14 protein-coding genes are annotated in these 21,872 nt (G+C 74.9%); 9 read left to right on the top strand and 5 right to left on the bottom strand.

The window, feature by feature from the left end; translation table 11 throughout:
- Positions 1 to 63 precede the first annotated feature (63 nt).
- The gene (dxs, locus tag OOK41_RS26025; RefSeq protein ID WP_266267052.1) at positions 64 to 2,016 is read left to right on the top strand and encodes a 1-deoxy-D-xylulose-5-phosphate synthase; all 1,953 of its coding nucleotides are present in this window, start codon (positions 64 to 66) and stop codon (positions 2,014 to 2,016) included.
- Between the two features lie 123 nt (positions 2,017 to 2,139).
- Here the strand turns inward: dxs and OOK41_RS26020 are convergent, their stop codons facing one another.
- Positions 2,140 to 3,333: a hypothetical protein gene (locus OOK41_RS26020; RefSeq protein WP_165878043.1), complete on the bottom strand. Its 1,194-nt coding sequence runs from the start codon at positions 3,331 to 3,333 to the stop codon at positions 2,140 to 2,142.
- A gap of 433 nt (positions 3,334 to 3,766) precedes the next feature.
- Here OOK41_RS26020 and OOK41_RS26015 point away from each other — a divergent pair, with 433 nt between their 5' ends.
- The 3 genes from OOK41_RS26015 to OOK41_RS26005 all read left to right on the top strand — a co-directional run bounded on the left by OOK41_RS26015 (position 3,767) and on the right by OOK41_RS26005 (position 7,994).
- Positions 3,767 to 5,554 carry a hypothetical protein gene (locus OOK41_RS26015; RefSeq protein ID WP_266267990.1) on the top strand — a complete coding sequence of 596 codons (1,788 nt, stop codon included), beginning with the start codon at positions 3,767 to 3,769 and terminating at the stop codon, positions 5,552 to 5,554.
- On the top strand, positions 5,554 to 7,395 hold the full coding sequence (locus OOK41_RS26010; protein WP_266267051.1) for a hypothetical protein: 1,842 nt from the start codon (positions 5,554 to 5,556) through the stop codon (positions 7,393 to 7,395). The genes OOK41_RS26015 and OOK41_RS26010 overlap by 1 nt, the downstream gene beginning before the upstream one ends.
- 170 nt (positions 7,396 to 7,565) lie before the next feature.
- Complete coding sequence (locus tag OOK41_RS26005) at positions 7,566 to 7,994, top strand: hypothetical protein (protein ID WP_266267050.1); 429 nt, start codon at positions 7,566 to 7,568, stop codon at positions 7,992 to 7,994.
- Positions 7,995 to 8,104: 110 nt separating this feature from the next.
- On the opposite strand, the gene OOK41_RS26000 is transcribed toward OOK41_RS26005, so the two are convergent.
- Entirely contained in the window at positions 8,105 to 9,916 is a 1,812-nt protein-coding gene (locus OOK41_RS26000; protein WP_266267989.1) for a hypothetical protein, read from the bottom strand.
- Positions 9,917 to 10,152: 236 nt separating this feature from the next.
- Between OOK41_RS26000 and OOK41_RS25995 the strand changes: the two genes are divergently transcribed.
- Complete coding sequence (locus tag OOK41_RS25995; RefSeq protein WP_266267049.1) at positions 10,153 to 11,460, top strand: PQQ-binding-like beta-propeller repeat protein; 1,308 nt, start codon at positions 10,153 to 10,155, stop codon at positions 11,458 to 11,460.
- A 33-nt stretch (positions 11,461 to 11,493) separates the two neighbouring features.
- Here the strand turns inward: OOK41_RS25995 and OOK41_RS25990 are convergent, their stop codons facing one another.
- On the bottom strand, positions 11,494 to 12,690 hold the full coding sequence (locus tag OOK41_RS25990) for a C39 family peptidase (protein ID WP_266267048.1): 1,197 nt from the start codon (positions 12,688 to 12,690) through the stop codon (positions 11,494 to 11,496).
- A gap of 147 nt (positions 12,691 to 12,837) precedes the next feature.
- Here OOK41_RS25990 and OOK41_RS25985 point away from each other — a divergent pair, with 147 nt between their 5' ends.
- From OOK41_RS25985 to OOK41_RS25970, 4 genes are all read left to right on the top strand, one after another.
- On the top strand, positions 12,838 to 13,506 hold the full coding sequence (locus tag OOK41_RS25985) for a response regulator transcription factor (RefSeq protein WP_117666689.1): 669 nt from the start codon (positions 12,838 to 12,840) through the stop codon (positions 13,504 to 13,506).
- Between the two features lie 71 nt (positions 13,507 to 13,577).
- The gene (locus tag OOK41_RS25980; protein WP_266267988.1) at positions 13,578 to 14,762 is read left to right on the top strand and encodes a cell wall metabolism sensor histidine kinase WalK; all 1,185 of its coding nucleotides are present in this window, start codon (positions 13,578 to 13,580) and stop codon (positions 14,760 to 14,762) included.
- 353 nt (positions 14,763 to 15,115) lie between these two features.
- Positions 15,116 to 17,656 carry a malectin domain-containing carbohydrate-binding protein gene (locus OOK41_RS25975; RefSeq protein ID WP_266267047.1) on the top strand — a complete coding sequence of 847 codons (2,541 nt, stop codon included), beginning with the start codon at positions 15,116 to 15,118 and terminating at the stop codon, positions 17,654 to 17,656.
- Positions 17,657 to 17,903: 247 nt separating this feature from the next.
- Positions 17,904 to 18,287 (top strand): VOC family protein, encoded by a 384-nt coding sequence (locus tag OOK41_RS25970; RefSeq protein ID WP_117666691.1) that lies wholly within the window; start codon positions 17,904 to 17,906, stop codon positions 18,285 to 18,287.
- A 156-nt stretch (positions 18,288 to 18,443) separates the two neighbouring features.
- Here the strand turns inward: OOK41_RS25970 and OOK41_RS25965 are convergent, their stop codons facing one another.
- Positions 18,444 to 20,546, bottom strand: coding sequence for a 3-hydroxyacyl-CoA dehydrogenase NAD-binding domain-containing protein (locus OOK41_RS25965; RefSeq protein WP_266267046.1), 2,103 nt, complete (start codon positions 20,544 to 20,546; stop codon positions 18,444 to 18,446).
- Positions 20,543 to 21,763: a thiolase family protein gene (locus OOK41_RS25960; protein ID WP_266267045.1), complete on the bottom strand. Its 1,221-nt coding sequence runs from the start codon at positions 21,761 to 21,763 to the stop codon at positions 20,543 to 20,545. Before OOK41_RS25960 ends, OOK41_RS25965 begins: the two co-directional genes overlap by 4 nt.
- Positions 21,764 to 21,872 lie beyond the last annotated feature (109 nt).

The following is a 21,872-nucleotide window of genomic DNA, read 5'->3' as shown; positions in this document are numbered from 1 at the left end:
GGTCAGGCGGGTGAATGCCCGGCCAGGCTGCGGACTACCGGACGGCCGATAGACTCTTCGCTCATGAGCGTTGAAGAGGACACGGCCATCCACGGCCGGCTGCTGGGCACGGTGCGGGGTCCGCAGGACGTGAAGCGGATGACCGCCGAGCAGCTGGACATCCTCGCCGCCGAGATCCGCGACTTCCTGATCGCCAAGGTCTCCCGCACCGGTGGGCACGTCGGGCCCAACCTGGGCGTGGTGGAGCTGACCCTGGCGATGCACCGGGTCTTCGACTCCCCCCGGGACCGGCTCCTGTTCGACACCGGCCACCAGGCGTACGTGCACAAGATCCTCACCGGACGGCAGGACGGCTTCGACCGGCTGCGCCAGCGCGGCGGCCTCTCCGGCTACCCGAGCCAGGCCGAGAGCGAGCACGACCTGGTCGAGAACTCGCACGCCTCCACCGCCCTGTCCTACGCCGACGGCCTGGCCAAGGCGTACGCGCTGCGCGGCGAGCAGCGCAGCGTGGTCGCCGTGGTCGGCGACGGCGCGCTGACCGGGGGCATGTGCTGGGAGGCGCTGAACAACATCGCCACCGCCGGCAACTCGCTGGTGATCGTGGTCAACGACAACGGCCGCTCCTACTCGCCGACGATCGGCGGCCTGGCCGACCACCTCTCCTCGCTGCGGCTCAACCCCGGCTACGAGAAGATCCTCGACACCGTCAAGGACGCCCTCGGCTCGACCCCGCTGGTCGGCCGGCCGATGTACGAGGTGCTGCACGCGGTCAAGAAGGGCATCAAGGACGCGGTCGCCCCGCAGGCGATGTTCGAGGACCTGGGCATCAAGTACGTCGGCCCGGTCGACGGCCACGACCTGGAGGCGGTCGAGTCCGCGCTGCGGGCCGCGAAGAACTTCGGCGGCCCGGTGATCGTGCACGCGGTGACCCGGAAGGGCTACGGCTACCGCCCGGCCGAGGAGGACGAGGCGGACTGCTTCCACGGCCCCGGCGCGTTCGACGTGGAGACCGGCAAGCTGGTCGCCGCCCCCTCGGTGAAGTGGACCCACGTCTTCGCCGACGAGCTGGTCGCGATCGCCGACTCCCGGCCCGACGTGGTGGGCATCACCGCCGCGATGGCCGAGCCCACCGGCATCGCCAAGCTGGCCCGCAAGCACCCCGGGCGGGTGTACGACGTCGGCATCGCCGAGCAGCACGCCGTCACCTCGGCCGCCGGGCTGGCGCTCGGCGGGCTGCACCCGGTGGTGGCGGTCTACGCGACCTTCCTCAACCGGGCCTTCGACCAGGTCCTGCTGGACGTGGCGATGCACAAGCTGCCGGTGACGTTCGTGCTGGACCGGGCCGGGATCACCGGCCCGGACGGGCCGAGCCACTACGGCATGTGGGACATGTCCGTCTTCGGCGTGGTGCCGGGCCTGCGTATCGCCGCGCCCCGGGACGCCGCCAGCCTGCGCGAGGAGCTGCGCGAGGCGGTCGCCGTGGACGACGGCCCGACCATCGTCCGGTTCCCGACCGGCACCGTCGCCGCCGACCTGCCGGCCGTGCGCCGGGTCGGCCCGGTCGACGTGCTGACCGAGTCGGCCCGCGTCGACGTGCTGCTGGTCGCGGTGGGCTCCTTCGGCCAGCTCGGCATGGAGGTCGCCGCCCGGGTCGCCGAGCAGGGCTACGGGGTGACCGTGGTCGACCCGCGCTGGGTCCGTCCGGTCCCGGCCGAGCTGGTCGAGCTGGCCGCCGCCCACCGCCTCGTCGTCACCGTCGAGGACGGCGTCCGGGTCGGTGGGGTCGGCGACGCCCTCGCCCAGGCGATGCGGGACGCCGACGTCCGGGTGCCGCTGCGCGACCTGGGCGTGCCGGCCGACTGGCACCCGCACGGCACCCGCGCGCAGATCCTCGCCGACCTGGGTCTCACCGCCCAGGACGTGGCCCGGGACGTCACCGGGTGGATCTCCCGCCTGGACGCCCAGCAGGACGAGCCGGTGAGCCTGCCGGCCGGCGGGAGCGGCGCGCACAACTGATCCGACCGTCCCGGTTGATCAACTCGGTGTGCGGCATGTTGCGGTCCCCCTGTGCTGGGATGCCCCGATGTGCCGCACACCGATTCGATCAAGCCGACGACCGGCGAGGGGGACGGGCCGGGATCAGCGACCGCCGACCGAGCGGTAGTAGGTCTTCTCCGCGCCGGCCAGGCTGAAGGTGGCCTTGCTCACCGGCTGCGGCACCACCACCAGCCCGGGCCGGTCGACCAGCCGGGGGGTGCCCGGCGGCACCGACAGCGAGCTGTACCGGCTGGACCGCCAGCTCAGCACCACCAGCGGCTGCCCCGGCACGGGCAGCACGTAGGTCTGCAACGTGTTGGCCCGGTCGGCCGGCGAGACCACCGGGTCGCCGCCGTCGGCCGGCCGGTACACCACCGCGGTCATGGTGCCCGCGTCGGTCTCCCAGCTCAGTTGCTCCAGGTCGGCCGGGTCGCCCCCGCCCAGTGCCACCTCGCCCAGCGCCCGGACGCTCAGCTTCGCCATCGGCCAGGACTCGGGCACGGAGCGGGGCGCGTCCCGGTCGCCGATCCGGCGGGGGACGCTGCCGAACGGGCCCTGCTCGTCGGCGAGCACGCAGGTGTCCAGGCCGTCCAGCGCCCGCCGACCCGAGCCGGTCTCGTCCCGGACCAGGGGGTACCGCGGGTCCGTGGTGGCCGTGCCGAGGTCGAGCAGGCGGTCGGCGGCCCGGCCGCGCGGCAGCGACCGGGTGGCCCGCAGCGTCGCGGTCAGCGCCACGGCCCGGCAGGCCGGCACGTCCACCGGGTCGGTCAGCCCGTCCCGGCTGGCCAGGGCCCGGCCCTTGGGGCCGAGCAGCCGCTCCACCCGGCCGGAGAGCAGGTACCGGCGCCCGTCGCCGGTCTGCACCGGCAGCACGTCGGAGTAGACGAGGTAGCCGGGCTCGGTGTACTCGCTGGCCCGGTCGACCACGTACCGGTCGCCGTCGCGGGTGAGCTGGAGCAGCCAGGAGGCGCTCTCCCCGGGGACGTCGGCGGCCACCAGGGCCAGCGGGGCGCCGTCCACCTCACCGGACCACAGGATCCCGGACGAGGGCAGGTGCGCGCGGTCGTCGGCCGGCGTACGCCAGGCCCGGACCGCCTCGGTGACCGCCGCCGTCGCGGTGCTGTCGCCGGCCAACCGCCCCCGCGCGGGCCATACCCGCAGCGTCCCGTCCAGGCTGTCGTAGCCGACGGGAAGGACGTCCGGCTTCCGGTCGGCCACCGGCCCACAGGCGGCGGCGGTCAGCAGCACGGTGAGCAGTGCGGTGGCCGTCATGCCGCGCCGGCGGACTGAAGCCACCTGTACGCCCCCGATCGCGTCGTCCGGTCGTGTTCGCGCCCCACATGGTACGAGACGTCCGGACCGCGCGGACCGGCACCTCGCACCGTCCCGTGAGCTGCGGCGGGACCGACCACATAGGACCGCCCGGTGATTTCAGGGCTTTCGCCGGCTCCGGTAGACTCCGCCGACTGTGACCCCTGCCGAGCCCCGTGGAGAATTCCCCCCGGTTCCCGACGCTCCCGTGGGGCCCGCCGCCCGGACGACGGTGGCGACCGCCGAGCGGCCCGCAGCCACGGAGGCACCGACCCTCGCCCCGGCCCCCGCCGCTGAGGCCGCCCCGGCTGCCGCCGCTGTCGCCGCTCCGGCCGTCGCGGAGCCGGCCCCCGCCGACGCCCCGGCCACGCCGGCCCCGGCTGCCGACGCCGTCCCGCCCTCCGCCGGGCCCGCGGAAGTGTCCCGGAGCGCGGCGGAGCCGGGCGGGGCCCGTAGGCGGCGCTGGCGGTGGACCACCCGGCGACGGGACCTCGCCGTGTACGGCCTCTTCCTGCTCGCCGCGCTCTGGGTGACCAGCCGGATCTGGGTCGACCCGGCGGGCCGGGTCGCGTCGCTGTACAGCAGCGACCCGGCGCAGGTGCAGTTCTTCCTGGCCCACAGCGTGCGGGTGGTGCTGCACGGGGAGTTCCCGTTCTACACCGACCAGTTCAACTTCCCCGACGGGGTCAACCTGATGGCCAACACGGCCATCCTGGCGCTCGGCATCCCGATGGTGCCGGTGACCCTGCTCTTCGGGCCGGCGGTGTCCTTCGTGGTGCTGGTCACCCTCGGCCTGGCCGGCACCGCCGCCGCCTGGTACCGGGTGCTCTCCCGGCACGTGGTGCGCACCCCGCTGGCCGCCGCCGTCGGCGGCTGGTTCTGCGGCTTCTCCCCGGCGATGCTCTCGCACGCCAGCTGGCACCCGAACATCATCAGTCAGTTCCTGCTGCCGTTCATCGTCTGGCGGGTGCTGGTGATCACCCGGTCGCGCCGGCCGGTCCGGGACGGGGCGCTGCTGGCCCTGCTGGTGACCGTGCAGGCGTTCATCAACGAGGAGATCCTGCTCTTCACCGCGCTGGCCTGCGGGGTGTTCCTGATCGCCGTGCTGGCGCAGCGGCCCGCGTTGTGGTCGGCGGCGTGGCGACCGCTGGGCGTCGCGGTGGCGGTGTGCGCCGGGCTGGCCGGGGCGCTGCTGGCGTACCCGCTCTACGTGCAGTTCGCCGGGCCGATGGCGTACCACGGGCTCAGCGACGCGGTCCGGGACTACGGCAACGACATCGCGGCCTTCTTCGCCCCGGGCTCGCCCACCCTCGGCGGCAACGAGCGGGCCAACGTCAACCTGGCCCCGAACTACTCGGAGGAGAACGCCTTCTTCGGCTGGAGCCTCGCGCTGCTGTCCGTCGGCATCGTGCTCTGGCTGCGCCGCGAGCCGGTGGTCCGGGCGCTCGCCGCGACCGGGGTGTTCTTCGCGGTGCTCTCCCTCGGCGAGCGGGTCTCCTGGTGGGACCGGGAGCTGTTCACCGGCCCGTGGGAGCTGCTGGTGCGGGTGCCGCTGCTGGACGCGGTGGTGCCGACCCGGTTCGGGATGATCACCACGGTGGTGATCGGCGTGCTGCTGGCGCTCGCCGTCGAGCGGATCTGGTCGTTGCGGCCGGCCGAGGCCCGCACCGTGCGCACCCTCGGTGTCGGCGCGCTGGCGCTGGCGCTGCTGCCGATCGCGCCGATGCCGCTGGCGGTCACCTCGCGCCCGCCGGTGCCGGAGTTCATCACCGCCGACCGGTGGCGCGAGTACGTCGGGGCGGACCAGACCCTGGTGCCGATCCCGGTGCCCAGCATGGGCAACACCCACGGGATGCGCTGGGCCGCGTCCACCAACCTCGACTTCAAGATCCCCGGCGGCTACTTCCTCTCCCCGCGCAACGGCAACACCGGCGACCCGGGGCGCTTCGGCGGCCGGCCCAGCGGGGTCGGCAAGCTGCTGGAGGAGGTGGCCACCACCGGTCGGACGCCGAAGCTGGACGACCGGCAGCGCCGCCGTTCCCTCGACGAGCTGCGGCACTGGCGGGCCGCCGTCCTGGTGCTGCCGGTGCGCCAGCACAACGCCGAGCCGCTGCGGCGTACCGTCGAGGAGTTGGTCGGCCCCGGCCGCCGTGAGCTGGACGTGTGGGTCTGGGACGTCCGGGCGCTGACCGACCCGCCGGCCTGATGGCAGCCCCGGCCGCGCCCGTCTCCCGCGGTCCCGCACCGGAGCCGGGCCCGGCGTCCGGCCGGGCGCCGGCGGACGCGCGGCCGGCCCGCCGGCGGTGGCGGCCGCGCGGCGTGGACGTCGCGGTGGTCGCCGGCTACCTGGGCCTGGCCGTGCTGCTCACCGGCGGGCAGTGGGGACGCCCCGACCGGCTGTTCCACCAGGACAACGACCAGATGCTGTTCGAGTGGATGCTGGCCCGGGCGGCCCGCGCGGTCACCGGCCCGGAGAACCCGCTGCACAGCACGGCCCTGAACGCGCCGGACGGGGTCAACCTGATGGCCAACACCTCGGTGCTCGGGCTGGGCGTGCCGTTGACCCCGGTGACGCTGCTGTTCGGCACCCAGCCGGCGTTCCTGGTGGCGGTGGTCGCCTGCCTCGCCGGCACGGCCACCGCCTGGTACGCGCTGCTGGCCCGCCGGCTCGTCGGCTCCCGGGTCGCCGCCGCCGTCGGCGGCCTGGTCTGCGGCTTCGCCCCCGGCATGGTGGCCCAGGCCGGGGCCCACCTGCACATGGCCGCCCAGTTCCTGGTGCCGCCGATCCTGGCGCTGGTGTTCCGGCCGACCGTCGGCCGGGTCGGCCGGCGCGGGGTGGCGCTCGGGCTGCTGGTGGCGTACCAGGTCTTCCTCGGCGAGGAGGTGCTGGTGTTCCTGGCGCTCGCCGCCGGCGTGCTGGCGCTCGCGTACGGTCTCGCCGACCGGGCAGCGGCCCGCCGGCTGGCGCCCGCGCTGCTCGGCCGGATCGGGGTGGGGGCGCTGGTGGCGGGGGCGCTGCTGGCGTACCCGCTGTGGTTCCAGTTCGCCGGGCCGGGCCACTACCGGGGGATGCCGTTCGACGCGCCGGGGTTCCGGCTCGACGCCGCCTCCTTCACCGCCTCCGCCCGGCAGACGGTGCTCGGCGACGACCGCCTGCCCGGGCTGCTGGCCCCGAACCCGACCGAGGAGAACTCGTTCTTCGGGCCGGGCCTGCTGGTGCTCGCCGTGGTGATCGTGGTCTGGCTGTGGCGTCGCCCGCTGGTCCGGGCGCTGGCCGTGGTCGGCACGCTCGCCGCGCTGCTCTCCCTCGGCACCACCGTCCTGGTGGACGGGGCGTCGACCGGGCTGCCCGGGCCGTACCGGCTCGTCGCCGGGGTGCCGCTGCTCGACCTGGTGGTGCCGGCCCGGTTCGCGCTGGTCTGCGTACCGGTGCTGGGGGTGCTGGTCGCCCTCTCCCTGGACCGGCTCCGGTCGGCCGCCGCCCCCGGCGGCGACGGACCGGCCGGCGGGCCGGCGGCGCCGGTGCGGCTGCTGTGGGGTGGTGCGGTGGCCGCCGCGCTGCTCCCGCTCGCGCCCACCCCCATCCGCACCGTGCCGGCGTGGCCGGTGCCGGCCTTCGTGGCCGACGGCGGCTGGCGGGCGTACGTGCCGGCCGGCCGGACGCTGGTGCCCGTGCCGCCGGTGACCGGGGCCGGGGTCAGCCCGGCGACGTTCTGGTCGGCCCGGACCCGGCTGGCGTTCACCGCGCCGGGCGGCTACTTCATCGGCCCGCACGCCGCCGACGACCCGACCGCCCGCTGGGGCGCCCCGGACCGCCCGACGGCCCTGCTGCTGCGCCGGGTGGCCGAGACCGGCCAGGTCCCGGTGCTGACCGACGCGGACCGCCGGCAGGCGGCGGTGGACCTGCGGCACTGGCGGGCCGCCGTGCTGGTGCAGGGCGGGCTGCGCCGGGGCGACCCGGTCCGGCGCACCGTCGACCAGCTCGTCGGTCCCGGCCGCGAGATCGACGGAGCCTGGGTCTGGGACGTTCGCGGCCTGGTCGGCTGACCCGCCCGCCGCCGGCTCGGCCGGGCGGTGGGGTGGCTCGCCCGGGGCGCGGGACGGACCCCGGGGGCACGGGGAGGAAAAGGGGGCCGCTTCGTCACCTTTCGACACCACCTCCGCGCCTGGTTTCCTGACCATCGACCGACCGGGTCCACCAGAGAAAGCAGGACGTCATGTCGACCCTCCGCCGTACCCTCGCCGTGTCCACCGCGCTGGCCGCCGTCGGCGTCGCGTCGCTGGTCAACGCGTCGCCCGCCCTGGCCAGCACGCCGGCCAGCTGCTCCAACGTCCGTCAGATCGGCACCACCCGGGTGCTGACCGTCGGCGGGATGGAGGCGGCGTCGGTGAAGCAGTACTACGGCTGCGGCTACAACTACGCCTACATCTACGTCTGGCAGCAGTACCGCGACACCCACTCCAACTGGGACCTGTACGTCCACGTGATCGACCACTCGGACAGCGGCTCGGACTACGGGGTGGGCCAGCTCAACAACACCACCCGGGCGGAGCTGTGGGGCGCGCCGGCCAACACCGCCGCGCACTGCACGCACGTCACCGGCTACCTCAACTCCACGGGTGGCTCGACCAGCAAGGTCTGCTGACGTCGTCCCGCCGGGGCGCGGTCGACCGCGCCCCGGCCGGCCCCCGCCACGCGTCGGCGGGGGCCGTTCCGCACACTGCCCGAGCACCAGCGCGAACGCGGTGCCCGACCTCACCCGACGAGCGGACGGACGTCCCAGAGCCAGACGTCGTCGACCCGCCGGGCCGGGCCGAGCAGGGCGGTCATCAGGTCACGCAGGACCGCCTCGCGCGGGTGCGCGCCGAGGACGACCACCGACGCCTTCCAGTAGCGCAGGTCCTCGACCGCCTGGCGGCGGTTCTCCGGGGTCAGCGCCGGCAGCGTGCCCGAGTCCATGGTGGAGTAGACCAGGGTGCTGGTCGGCCGGTTCGGGGCGCCGAAGACGCCCTCGCCGTCGGCGTTCGGGCCGATGAAGTAGCCGCCGGGGACCGGGAAGGCGTGCCCGGTCAGCGCGCTCCACCGCAGGGTGGGCAGGCCGTGCACGTTGCTGGGGATCGGCACCGGCACCAGGGTCCGGCCCGCCGGCACGTAGGGCCGCCAGCCGCCGGCCGTGATGAAGCGCGGCGGCGGGTCGATCTGCTGGGCCGGCAGCGGCCGGGGCACCAGCGGCAGCACGGCGAGCGCGATGGCGGCGTACCCGACCGGGCGGAGCCAGCGGCGCGACCGGGCGGGCGCGGCGGTGGGGCCGGTCCGGGTCCCGGCGGCCCGCGCCGGGGCCGCCGAGCCGGTGGTGCCGGCGGCCGAACGGGGGGCCGGCACCACCGGCGAGGGGGCCGGTGCGGTGTGGGCCAGCGCGTCCCAGGCCAGGGCGAGCAGCACGCCGAGGGCGGCGGCCACCACCAGGGCCAGCCGGGTGGGCATCATCATCTCCACCAGCGGCAGGTCGTCCGGGATGTACGCCCAGGGACCGTCGATCGTGGTCTCCGCGCCGTCGAAGCGCACCACCGGGCCGATCGAGGCGACGGTGAAGACCACCACCAGCACGGCGACGATCCGGGCCGCCAGCGACCGGCGGACCAGCAGCACCAGGGCGACCAGCGCCAGCAGCACCAGCGGCCAGCCGAACCAGGTGTTCTGCTCGGTCAGGCCGATGGTCTTCTCCACCGCCTCGTCCCCGGCGGCGGTGTCCCGGGCGAACGTCACGAAGGCCACCAGGTCCTCGCCCCAGTTGTGGAACACCCCGCCCTGTAGGCCCCGGTAGGACTGCGGGCCGTTGAACTGGAACCAGATCGGGTACGCGGTGAGCAGCAGCGTCAGCCCGCCGCCGAGGCCGAGCGCGGCCAGGAAGCCGCCGGCCCGCTGCCGCGCCGCCCGGGGGCGCTGCGCCGCGTACGCGGCCACCACCACCAGGCAGCCCAGCGCGGTCAGCAGCAGCATCTCCTCGTTGATGAAGACCTGGTACGCCACCAGCAGGCCGAGCACCAGCCCGTCGCGCCGCCAGCTCCGACCCGGCGCGCCCAGCCGCAGCACCCGGGCCACGATCACCGGCAGCAGGTAGTTCGAGACGAAGTTCGGCTGCCCGTTGGCGTGGTGCACGATGCCGGGCGCGAAGCCGAGGAACGCGCCGCCGACGAACGCCGCCGCCCGCGAGCGCACCAGGTGCCGCGACAGCATCCAGTACGCCGTGCCGGCCGTCGCCGCGAGCGCCCCGCCGAGGTAGAGGGCGTACGTCACCTGCGGCCCGAACAGCCACGTCACCGGGGCCAGCGGCAGGGTGGCCCCGAGCAGCGACGTGTTCGCCATCATGTTCACCCCGTCCGGGGCGTTCTGCCGCATGGAGAACAGCGGGTTCTCCAGGTGGCGCAGCGAGTACGCGCCGTGCGAGAAGAGCCACTCGAACCAGCTGTGGTCGGTCGGCAGGTGCGACGACACCCGGTGCTGGACGTCCCCCCAGTAGTTCAGGCACACGAGGACGCCGAGCAGCACATAGGCTCCGATGGCCAGGACGTCGGCGCGGGTCGGTCGCCGCCGGGGCCGACGCGGTGTGCCTGTGTCCGCCCCGTCGGGTCCGGTCGGCGCGGCCTGCGCCGCGACGGGTGCGGAGTCGGAGTTCAGCGAGGGGTCTACCACCGGCACAGCCACGACGGGCCATCGTACAGACGTCGCCGCGTGGCGCCGCCCGGCCGGTGCGCCCCGGTGCCGACCGGGTGGGCCGGCAGCCAGCTCGGGGAGGAACACCAGTGACCGTCATCGACCTCGGTGAGCTGCGCGGCGCCGTCGAGCCGGAGCCGCCCCGCCCGCCCCGGGCGGTGGGCCGGCCGCTGCGGGTGGCGCTGGCCGGGGCCGTCGCGCTGCTCACCCTGGCCGCGTCCGCGCCGGTCGCGCGGCCCGCCTCGGCGGTCGTCCCCGGCGGGCCCGGCGTCGAGGTTCTCCTCGTCGGCGGTGGCCGGCTGTACGTGGCGGTCCCGGAGACGCCGGGCTCGGGCGGGACGCGGGGGGTGACCGTCTACGCGACCCCGGCCGGCGCGGGTGGCGTCCTGCGACCGTTGTGGCGCACCTCGGTGCCCGGCGGGGAGGGCCTGTTCCAGGTGCAGGAGCACGGCGGGTTCGTGCTGATCACCGGCCGCCGGGACGACCGGGTGGCCGAAACGGTCGCCCTGGACGCGGCGACCGGGCGGCAACGGTGGCGGCAGCCCGGCTTTCCGACTCCCACCGTCGGCGGCGGACTGCTCCTTTCCGGGATCGTCGAGGGGGAGACGACGGAACTCCTGCGCGTGGTGGATCTGCCGTCGGGGCGGCTGCGGTGGTCGGTGCCGGTGGACCGGGGCCGGACGGCCCACCACTACCAGGGCGCGGAGATCGACCGGGTCGTGCTGATTCCCGAGTCCGGGCGGATCGAGGCACGGGACGCCGGGTCCGGGGCGGTCCTCCGCGCTGGCGATCCACATCCGGCCGGATCGCCGGGATACCAGAGCGCCAGCCTCGCCGGGGACCTGCTGCTGCTGACGGCCCACGACGGGATCGGGGGCAGCCGCCGGGTCACCGCGTACGGGCTGGCCGTGCTGGACCGGCGCTGGGAACTCGACCTGCCCCCGACCCAGTCCCTAATGGAGTGCGGCGACCTGCTCTGCGTCGGAAGCCAGGAAGCCGGGCTGTTGGCGCTCGACCCGGCGACGCTCCGGCCCAGGTGGGTCAACCCGCGCTGGCAGTGGGTCGCGGCGGTCCGGGGCGACCGGCTCCTCGTGGCCGCCGACGGCATGCGTGGGGCGACCGTGGAGTTCGCCGTGCTGGACGCCGCCACCGGGCGGACGGTCGCCGAGCTGGGGGGTTGGGAGATGGTGCCCAACCAGGATCCGGACGGGCCGTTGTTCGGCATCCGACGCACTCGGGAGGGCGGATTGCTCGTCGCCGAGCTGGACCCGGCGCGGGCCGTGGCCCGGTGGCTAGACGTGCTGCCCGAGATACCGGGGGAGTGCCACTCCGCCGGCCGGGACCTGGTCTGCCGCCGCCCGGGCGGGACGTACGGCTGGTGGCGGCTGCCCCGGTGACCCGGGTCCGGCGCGGGCAGCCGGCGCGCCGGGTCACCAGTTTGGCTGGGCGGGCGGCGGGGGCAGTGGCACGTCGGGCGGCCGGATGACGTAGACGATCCCGCCGCTGCAGCCCAGCCAGGCCGCCTCGAACCGGTCCCGGTCCACGGTGCGGCGCACGTCGGCGTCGTCCGGGGCGTACGGGTCGTTGAGCACCGGGTCGCCGTCGGCGGTGAACCCGACCAGCACCATCAGGTGCCCCCTGGTGTCGTAGTCCAGCCCCGGCACCTCGCCCCGGCGGAACGCGGCGGAGAGCACCAGCGGCACCCCGGCGGCCACGAACGCCCCGGCCTCGGCCAGCGACCGCAGCCGGGTGACGAACGCGTCCACCCCGTGCCCGCCGGCGTACGCCGTGTTGAACGCCCAGTTGCCCGCCCCGTCGAAGGCCGGGTCGTAGCAGTGCCGGGCGGCGTGCACCACCACCGGCCGGGGGCCGGGCGGCGTGACCCAGGCGTACCGGTCGGGGGCCGGGCCGGCGGCCCAGAAGTCCAGCACCATCGAGACGCTGGTCGGGCTGCACCAGGAGTCCCCGCCGCCGCCCCAGCGTCGCTCGGCCCCGCCGTGCAGCCGCTGCGAGTACCGGGGCACGTCCAGCACCCGGCCCCAGCCGGCCCGGTCGCCCTCGGCGGCCCGGTGCGCGCCGACCGGGGTGGCCGGCCGCGGGCCGGAGGCGACCGCGCCGAGCGCGCGCAGCAGCGGGGTGGCGGTGCCGCCGGCCGGCCGCAGCAGCGTCACCCGGGCCTGCCAGCCGGTGACCGTCGCGCCGGTGACGACCAGGGTGTCCGTGTCGACCCGGGCGTCGGCGTCCCGCTGGCCGGGCACCGAGGTACGGCCGAAGGGCTCGTCGTCGGCGGCCCAGCGGCCAAGCTGGTACCAGCCGGTGGCCGGGGCGTCGGCGTGCCAGCCGCGCAGCTCGACGAGGATCCCGCAGCCGTCGGGGGTGTCGGCGGCCCAGGAGGGGACCACCTCGGCGACGGCGAACCCGGTGGACACCGGCGGCGAGGTCCAGCTCGCCGCGTCGTACCGGCGGGTGGGGTCGTCGGGGTGGACGAGCCGGCCGGTCGGGGCGGCGAGGACCGCGCCGGCGGCGTCCGCGCGGACCCCGTGGCAGGCCCCGGCGGCCAGGTCGGCCGGGAGCCGGAAGCGCCGGTGGACGACGTCCCGCCGGGTGGTCGGGGCCGGTCCGGTCATCGCCGCTCCCTCCGCCGCACATCAGCGCCGGGAAGCATCCCCTACCTGAAGGTTTTTTGCAATGACGGCCCCGGTGCGGGCGGCGCGACGCCGGTTTGGTGGCCGGCACTAGGTTTGTCGGCAGGTCAGCCGGCGAGGAGGTCGGGCATGCGGGTACTGGTGGTCGAGGACGAGCGCAACCTCGCCGACGCGATCGCGCGCGGGCTGCGCAAGCGTGGCATGGCGGTCGACGTCGCCTACGACGGGAACTCGGGCCACGAGCTGGCCTTCGTGACCCGGTACGACGTGGTGGTGCTGGACCGGGACCTGCCCGGCATGCACGGCGACCAGATCTGCGCCGAGCTGGCCGCCTCCGGCACCCTGACCCGGGTGCTCATGCTCACCGCCAGCGGCACGGTCGCCGACCGGGTCGAGGGGTTGCAGCTCGGCGCGGACGACTACCTGCCCAAGCCGTTCGCCTTCGACGAGCTGGTGGCCCGGGTGCAGGCGCTCGGCCGGCGGGCGACCCCGGCGGCCCCGCCGTTGCTCGCCGTCGCCGACCTGGTGCTCGACCCGGCCCGCCGGCTGGTGACCCGGGGCGGCGAACCGGTCGACCTGACGAACAAGGAGTTCGGGGTGCTGGCCGAGCTGCTCAAGGCGCGCGGGGCGGTGGTCTCCAGCGAGGAGCTGCTGGAGCGGGTCTGGGACGCCAACACCGATCCGTTCACCACCATCGTCCGGGTCACCGTGATGACCCTGCGCAAGAAGCTGGGCGACCCGCCGCTGATCGAGACGGTCGTCGGGGCCGGCTACCGTACCGCCGAGGGGTCGGCGTGAGCGCCCCGCCCCGCCCCGCGGCCCGCCGCCGCACCCTGCCCCGGCCGTCGCTGCGCCGCCCGGCCGTCCGGCTGCGGCCCACCCTGCGGCTGCGGCTGACCCTGCTCAACGGGGTGCTGCTGGTGGGCGCCGGGGCGATCCTGGTGCTGCTGGCCTGGCTGCTGGTCCGCGACGCGCTGCGCCCCACCGACGAGCTGGTGCCCGGCACCACCGTGCTGCTGGCCGACGGCCGGTTGCTCGACGCCGGGCAGTGGCAGCAGCAGCTCGTCGACGCGGCGTCGCAGGAGCTGCTGGCCAAGGGCCTGGGGGCGCTGTTGGCGATCAGCGTGGTCGGGGTGGCCGGCGCGTACGCGGTGGCCGGGCGGGCGCTGCGCCCGCTGCACCAGGTCACCGCGACCGCCCAGCGGCTCGGCGAGGCCACCCTCGACCAGCGGATCGGCTGGTCCGGGGCGGACGACGAGGTGGCCGAGCTGGCCAAGACGTTCGACGCCATGCTGGATCGGATCGCCGCCGCGTTCGAGGCGCAGAAGCGTTTCGTGGCCAACGCCTCGCACGAGCTGCGCACCCCGCTGGCGGTGATGCGGACCGAGATCGACGTGACGCTCAGCGACGACGAGGCCGACGCCGCTGAATACCGCCGGATGGCCACCGTGGTCCGGGACGCCTCCGAGCGGGCCAACGGGCTGGTCGACGCGTTGCTGGTGCTCGCCCGCAGCGAGGCGCAGGCCGGCCGGCGGCTGGGTCGGCGCACCGAGTGCGACCTGGCCACCGGCACCGTCAACGCGCTCTCGGCCGTGCGCCGGGAGGTGGAGCGGATCGGGCTGCGGGTGCAGACGTCCCTGGAGCCGGCCCCGGTCGTCGGCGACCCCGGGCTGCTGGACCGGCTGGCCGGCAACCTGATCGAGAACGCGGTCCGCTACAACCACCTGCACGGCCGGATCCGGGTGCGCACCGGCACGGACGGCTGCACGTCCTGGCTGGTCGTCGCCAACACGGGCTTCGAGGTCAGCCAGGCCGACGTGCCGGGGCTGTTCGAGCCGTTCCGCCGGGGCGGGCAGGAACGCACCGGGGCCCGGGGCTCCGGGCTGGGGCTGTCCATCGTCCGGGCGGTCTGCGACGCGCACGGCGGGACCGTGCGGGTCGTCGCCCAGCCCGGCGGCGGCCTGGAGGTCACGGTGACCCTGCCCGCCGCCGACGCCACGCCGGTGCTGACCGGCCCGACCCACGGCGGCGGGCGGTCCGCGACCGACCGGTGACCCGCCGGCCGGCGGTCAGCTTTTCGTGGGCCCGGCCCGGCTGACCCGGCGCGGCCGGTGCCGGGTGGGCGGGGCGGCGGACGTCGGGCGGTCGGGGCGGCGTCGGGTGCTCGGGTGGGGCCACCACGCGGTCGGGCAGAGCCGGCACGCGGTCGGGCAGAGCCACCACGCGGTCGGGCAGAGCCGGCACGCGGTCGGGCAGAATGAGCCACCCGTGCTGGACGGCCGCCCACCGGTGGGTGAAAGTGTGGTGGCGCCATGCCACCCGCGGCGCGTGCCCGGACCGGCCGCGCCTCAGCCCGTCCAACGTACGTGGTCGCCTCCTCCGTCCGCCCGTGCTCCGGGAGTTGCCCGTGACCCATCCCTCGGCCCTGCCCCGCCGAACCCTGGCTGCGCTCGCCGCGGTCGCCCTGACCGCCGGTGGCCTCGCCGCCGGCGGTGCCGCGAGCGCCGCGCCCAACCACGGCACGGTGGTCTCCGCCGCCCCGTCCGCCGCGTCGCCGAACATCCAGGACGGCACGGTGTTCGCGATCCACGACGCCGGCACGAAGATCGTCGCGGCGGGCTCGTTCACCCGGGTGCGCAACCGCAACTCCGACGTGGACATCACCCGCAACTACGTGCTCGCCTTCGACAAGGCCACCGGCGCGGTGGACACCGCGTTCGCGCCGGCCGTCGACAACGAGGTGAGCGCGGTGGCGGCCGGCCCGACCGCCGACACCGTCTACCTGGCCGGCAAGTTCAACACGGTCAACGGGGTCACCCGGCGCAAGCTGGCCCTGGTCAACCTCGCCACCGGCGCCACGGTCACCAGCTTCGCCGGGCCGGCGTTCAACGGCCTGATCGACGACGTCGCCGTGGCCGGCAACCGGCTGCTGGTCGGCGGGATCTTCACCACCGCAGGCAACGCCAACCCGCGCGGCGGGCTCGCCTCGCTCAACGCCACCACCGGAGCGCTGGACGGCTACCTCACCACCGCCCTCACCGAGAACCACAACTACGACGGGGTGAGCGGCGCCAAGGCCGGCGTCGGCGCGGAGAAGCTCGCGCTGTCCCCGGACGGCACCCAGCTCGTGGTGATCGGCAACTTCCGCAAGGCCGACGGGGTGCTGCACGACCAGATCGTGAAGCTGGACCTCGGCGCCACGGCGGCGACCGTCGCCGACTGGAACACCAGCCGGTACACCCCGCGCTGCTCGTACTGGGCGTTCGACTCGTACATGCGGGACGTGGCGTTCGCCCCGGACGGCAGCTACTTCGTGGTGGTCACCACCGGCGGGGCGTACGGCGGGACCCTGTGCGACACCGCCGCCCGCTGGGAGGCCGCCGCCACCGGCGACGGGCAGCAGCCCACCTGGGTGGACTACTCCGGCGGCGACACCTTCCTGTCGGTGGGGATCAGCGAGCAGGCCGTCTACGTCGGCGGGCACCTGCGCTGGCTGAACAACAGCTTCGGCGGGGACTCGGCGCAGGCCGGGGCGATCGGCCGGGCCAGCATCGCCGCCCTCGACCCGCGCAACGGGCTGCCGCTGTCCTGGAACCCGGGCCGGCGCCCGCGCGGCTACGGCGTGGCCGAGCTGCTGGTCACCCCGCAGGGCATCTGGCTCGGCTCCGACCAGTCCTGGATCGGCAACTTCCAGTACCGCCGGGAGCGGATCGCGTTCTTCCCGCTGGCCGGCGGCAACGCCCCGCACCCGAGCACCACCGCCGGCCTGCCGGGAACCGTCTACCAGGCCGGGGTGCCGGCGCCGACCAACGTGCTGTACCGGGTGAACGCCGGCGGCCCCACCGTCGGGTCCACCGTGGGCGGGCCGGACTGGAGCGCCGACGACTCCGGCAGCCCCAGCCCGTACCACAACGCCGGCAGCAGCACCTCGGGCTTCGCCGCCGTGGGCAGCCTGGACGCCACCGTCCCGGCCGGCACCCCGGCCGCCCTCTACACCGACGAGCGGTACGACTCCGGCGGCGGGACGGAGATGGAGTGGAACTTCCCGGTGCCCGTCGGCACCGAGGTTGAGGTCCGGCTCTACCTGGCCAACCGGTACGACGGCACGTCGGCCCCCGGCTCGCGGGTCTTCGACGTGACCCTGGACGGCACGCTCGTGCTCGACGACCTGGACCTGTCCGGGACGGTCGGGCACAACGTCGGCACCATGCGGTCGTTCACCGTGGTCAGCGACGGCACCGTGGACATCGACTTCGGGCACGTGGTGGAGAACCCGCTCGTCAACGCGATCGAGATCGTCAAGACCGGCCCGCCGCCCACCGGCACCGGCGACGAGGTGCAGGCCCGCGCGTACGACGGGGCGGGCACGGTCGGCGCGCCGGCCCCGGTGGCCAACCCGGACAACACCGCGTGGTCCACCGCCAGGGGCGCGTTCTGGGTCGGCGGCACCCTGTTCTACGCGATGAACGGGGCGCTCCAGCGGCGCACGTTCGACGGGACCACCTTCGGCCCGCCGAGCCTCGTCGACCCGTACCACGACGCGTACTGGGACACCGTGCAGACCGACTCCGGGCCGGCCGGACAGACCTACGTCGGGGTGACCAGCAACTTCTACCCCGAGATCGGCAACGTCACCGGCATGTTGTACACCGCCGGCCGGCTCTACTACACCCTCGCCGGCCAGGGCGGGCTGTACTGGCGCTGGTTCACCCCGGACAGCGGCGCGGTCGGCGCCGAGAAGTTCACCGTCGCGGGGGTGACCGGATTCGCCGACACCGGCGCGGTCCTCCTGGCCGGCGGCACCCTGTACCGGGTCAGCCGCTCGACCGGCGCGCTCGCCTCGACCGCGTGGGCCGGCGGCGCGCCCACCGGCGCGTTCACCACCGTCAGCGGCCCCGACGTGGACGGGGTGGACTGGCGCGCCAAGGCCGTCTTCGTCGGCCCGTAGACCCCCGTCGCACCACGGGGGCATCCCGGCCCGGTCCCGCGTCCGCGCGGGGCCGGGCCGGTCCGGTTCCCGGGTACGCCGCAAAGGCGTTGCAGGGACCGCCGGAGGCTGGCAGGATCAGCCGCGTCAGCCCGACGGCCGGAGGGAGGTGCGGTTGATGTCCACGACCAGTCCCGCGCCCCGCTCCACCCGCCGCTGACCTCTGACGATCACGCGGGGCGCTCCACTCCACCACGGAGGAAACACCGTGAGCGCACGGATCAGGAACATCAGCTTCGACTGCCACGACACCTACGCCCTGGCCGGCTTCTGGGCGCAGGTGTTCGGCTCCGAGCGGCAGCCCGACGACTTCCCCGGTGACCCGGAGGCGATGGTGCTCACCCCCGCCGGGGAGACCGTGCTGTTCCTCCAGGTGCCGGAGGACAAGACTGTGAAGAACCGGGTCCACCTGTGCCTGGAACCGGCCGACCGGCCCCGGGACGCCGAGGTCGAGCGGCTGCTCGCGCTCGGCGCCACCCAGGTCGACGACCGGCGACAGTCGGACGGCACCGGCTGGGTGGTGCTCGCCGACCCGGAGGGCAACGAGTTCTGCGTGCTGCGCAGCGCGGCCGAGCGGGCCGCGACGGCGTGACCCGCCCGGCGGACCGGGCCCCGTCGGGGTGATCCGCCGGACGGTACGGGCCCCCCGCGCCGACGGCGCGGGGGGCCCGGTCACGCGTGGCTCAGGACCGCTGCTCGATCTCGCCGCGCAGGACGACGAACTCGGCCCTGGCCTGAGCGGGCTGGGTCAGGCGGGCAGGCTGGCCGCGCCGGGCGGCAGGAACCGCTGGCCGGTGACCCGCTCGCTGGTGCCGGTCCGGTCCAGGTACGGCGTGACGCCGCCCAGGTGGAACGGCCAGCCGGCGCCGAGGATCATGCACAGGTCGATGTCCTGCGCCTCCGCGACGACGCCCTCGTCGAGCATCAGCCGGATCTCCTGCGCCAGCGCGTCGAGCGCGTTCTGTCGCACCTGCTCGGCGGTCAGCGGCTGGTCGCCGACCACGAGCAGCTTGGCCACCTCGTCGTTGATCTGGTCGTCGACCACGATCGGCTGACCGGACTCGGCGATCCGCTTCAGGTTCTCGCTGACCCCGAACCGGTCGGGGAACGCCGCGTGCAGGGTGCCGCCCACGTGGTACGCGACGGCCGGGCCGACGAGCTGGAGCAGGGCGAGCGGGCGCATCGGCAGGCCCAGCGGGTCCAGCGCGGCGTTCGCCACGTCCAGCGGGGTGCCCGCGTCCACGGCGGCGAAGACGGTGCCGAGGAAGCGGGTGAGCAGCCGGTTCACCACGAACGCCGGGGCGTCGGACACCAGCACCGAGGACTTCTTGAGCTGCTTGCCGACCGCGAACGCGGTGGCCAGGGTGGCGTCGTCGGTCCGCTCGCCCCGGACGATCTCCAGCAGCGGCAGCACCGCGACCGGGTTGAAGAAGTGGAAGCCGACCACCCGCTCCGGGTGCGCCAGCTCCTCGGCCATCGCGCTGACCGACAGGCTGGAGGTGTTGGTGGCGAGCACCGCCTCCGGGGAAACGATCTTCTCCAGCTCGGCCCAGACCTGCTTCTTGACGTTCAGGTCCTCGAAGACGGCCTCGATGACGAAGTCACAGTCGGCGAACGAAGTGAGCTGGCCCGGCGTCGACGCGGCGAAGGCCTCCGCCTTCGGCGAGCCGCTGACCAGGCCGTACAGCCTGGCGGCCGTGCCCTTGTCCATCCGGCCCTTGGAGACGGCCTTCTCGATCTGGGTGTGCACGTAGGCCACGCCCTTGTCGACCCGGCCCTGGTCCAGGTCGGTCATGACGACCGGCACCTGGAGGCGGCGGGCGAACAGCAGCGCGAGTTGGCTGGCCATCAGGCCGGCGCCCACGATGCCGACCTTGGTGACCGGGCGGGCCAGGCCCTTGTCCGGCGCGCCGGCCGGCCGCTTGGCCCGCCGCTGCACCAGGTCGAACGCGTACAGCCCGCTGCGCAGTTCCTCGGAGAAGACCAGGTCGGCCAGCGCCTCGTCCTCGGCGGCGGTGCCGGTCGCGAAGTCCGCGTCCTTCGCCGTCTCCAGCAGGTCCAGCGCCCGGTACGCGGCCGGAACCGCGCCGTGCAGCCGCTGGTCCAGGGTCTGCCGGGCGAAGTAGAGCACGCCGGCCCACATGTCCTTGTCGACCTCGGGCCGGGTCACGGTGACCCCGCCGCGGACCACGCCGGCAGCCCACTCCAGGGACCGCTCCAGGAAGTCCGCCGGCTCCAGCAGCACGTCGGCGATGCCCAGCTCGGCGGCCTGCTTCGGCTTGAGCATCTTGTTCTGCATCAGTGGGTTCTGCAGGATCACCTGGGTCGCGGCCGGGATGCCGATCAGGTTCGGCAGGAGCTGGGTGCCGCCCCAGCCGGGGACCAGCCCGAGGGAGACCTCGGGCAGCGCGAGCGCGGAGGCCCCGCCGGACAGGGTCCGGTAGTGGCAGTGCAGGGCCAGCTCCAGGCCGCCGCCCATCGCCGCGCCGTTGACGAAGGCGAAGGTCGGGACCTGGCTGTCCTTCAGCCGGGCGAAGACCCGGTGGCCGAGCCGGCCGATCTCCAGGGCCTGCGCCCGGTCGGCGAGCTGCGGCAGGCTGGTGAGGTCCGCGCCCACGCAGAAGACGTACGGCTTGCCGGTGACCGCGACGAACGCCGGATCGGCCGCGAGGGCGGCCGTGATCGCCTCGTCCAGGCTGGTCAGGCCGCCCGGGCCGAAGCTGTTCGGCTTGGTGTGGTCGAAGCCGTTGTCCAGGGTGATCAGGGCGGCCGGCCGGTCCAGCCCCGGCACGTTCACCTGGCGCAGCAGCGCCCGGGTGACCACCTCGTTCGGTGCGGCGAGCGCGCTCACTTGTTGCCCTCCTGTGCAGCCTCGGCGGCGGAACCGGTCCAGTGCGGGTTCTCCCAGACGACCGTGCCGCCCATGCCGATGCCGATGCACATGGCGGTGAGGCCGTAGCGGACCTCGGGGTGCTCGGCGAACTGCCGGGCGAGTTGGGTCATCAGCCGCACGCCCGAGGAGGCGAGCGGGTGGCCGATGGCGATCGCGCCGCCCCACTGGTTGACCCGGGGGTCGTCGTCGGCGATGTCGAAGTGGTCGAGGAAGGCGAGCACCTGCACGGCGAACGCCTCGTTCAGCTCGAACAGGCCGATGTCGCCGATGCTCAGGCCGGCGATGCGCAGCGCCTTCTCGGTCGACGGGATCGGGCCGACGCCCATCACCTCGGGCTCGACGCCGACGAAGCCGTACGACACCAGCCGCATGGCGACCGGCAGGCCCAGCTCGCGGGCGGTGTCCTCGGCGGCGAGCAGGCTCGCGGTGGCGCCGTCGTTCAGGCCGGCGGCGTTGCCCGCGGTGACCTTGCCGTGCGGGCGGAAGGGGGTCTTGAGGGTGGCGAGCTTCTCCAGCGAGGTGTCCCGGGGCGCCTCGTCGACGGCGGCCAGCCCCCAGCCGCCGTCGGCGTCGCGGATCGCCATCGGGACCAGGTCGCCCTGGAGCTTGCCGTTGGCGTACGCCTTCGCCGTCTTCTGCTGCGAGGCGAGCGCGAACGCGTCGGCGCGCTGCTTGGTGACCTGCGGGACCCGGTCGTGCAGGTTCTCCGCGGTGGCGCCCATGACCAGCGCGGACGGGTCGACCAGCTGCTCCGCGACGATCCGCGGGTTGGGGTCGACGCCCTCGCCCATCGGGTGCCGGCCCATGTGCTCGACGCCGCCGGCGATCGCGATGTCGTACGCGCCCATGGCGATGCCGCCGGCCACGGTGGTGACGGCGGTCATCGCCCCGGCGCACATCCGGTCGATGGCGAAGCCGGGGACGGTCTTGGGCAGGCCGGCCAGCAGGGCCGCGGTGCGCCCGATGGTCAGGCCCTGGTCGCCGATCTGGGTGGTGGCGGCGATGGCGACCTCCTCGACCCGCTCCGGCGGTAGCTGCGGGTTGCGGCGCAGCAGCTCGCGGATGCAGCGGATCACCAGGTCGTCGGCGCGGGTGTTGGCGTACATGCCACCCGCCTTGCCGAACGGGGTGCGGACGCCGTCGACGAAGACGACATCCCGGACTTCACGGGGCACTTGTGAGCCTCCTTCTCGACCACGATTCGGCCTCCGCGCCGACAGGCGGCGCTGCGGACCGAACGAAGGTCGCCGGCACGGGCGTGGTCCCTCGGATGCTACTCGCCAG

Source organism: Micromonospora sp. NBC_01655, from assembly GCF_026339755.1.
In the GTDB taxonomy this organism is placed as follows: Bacteria; Actinomycetota; Actinomycetes; order Mycobacteriales; family Micromonosporaceae; genus Micromonospora.
This window is presented reverse-complemented; position numbering and strand designations above follow the sequence as displayed.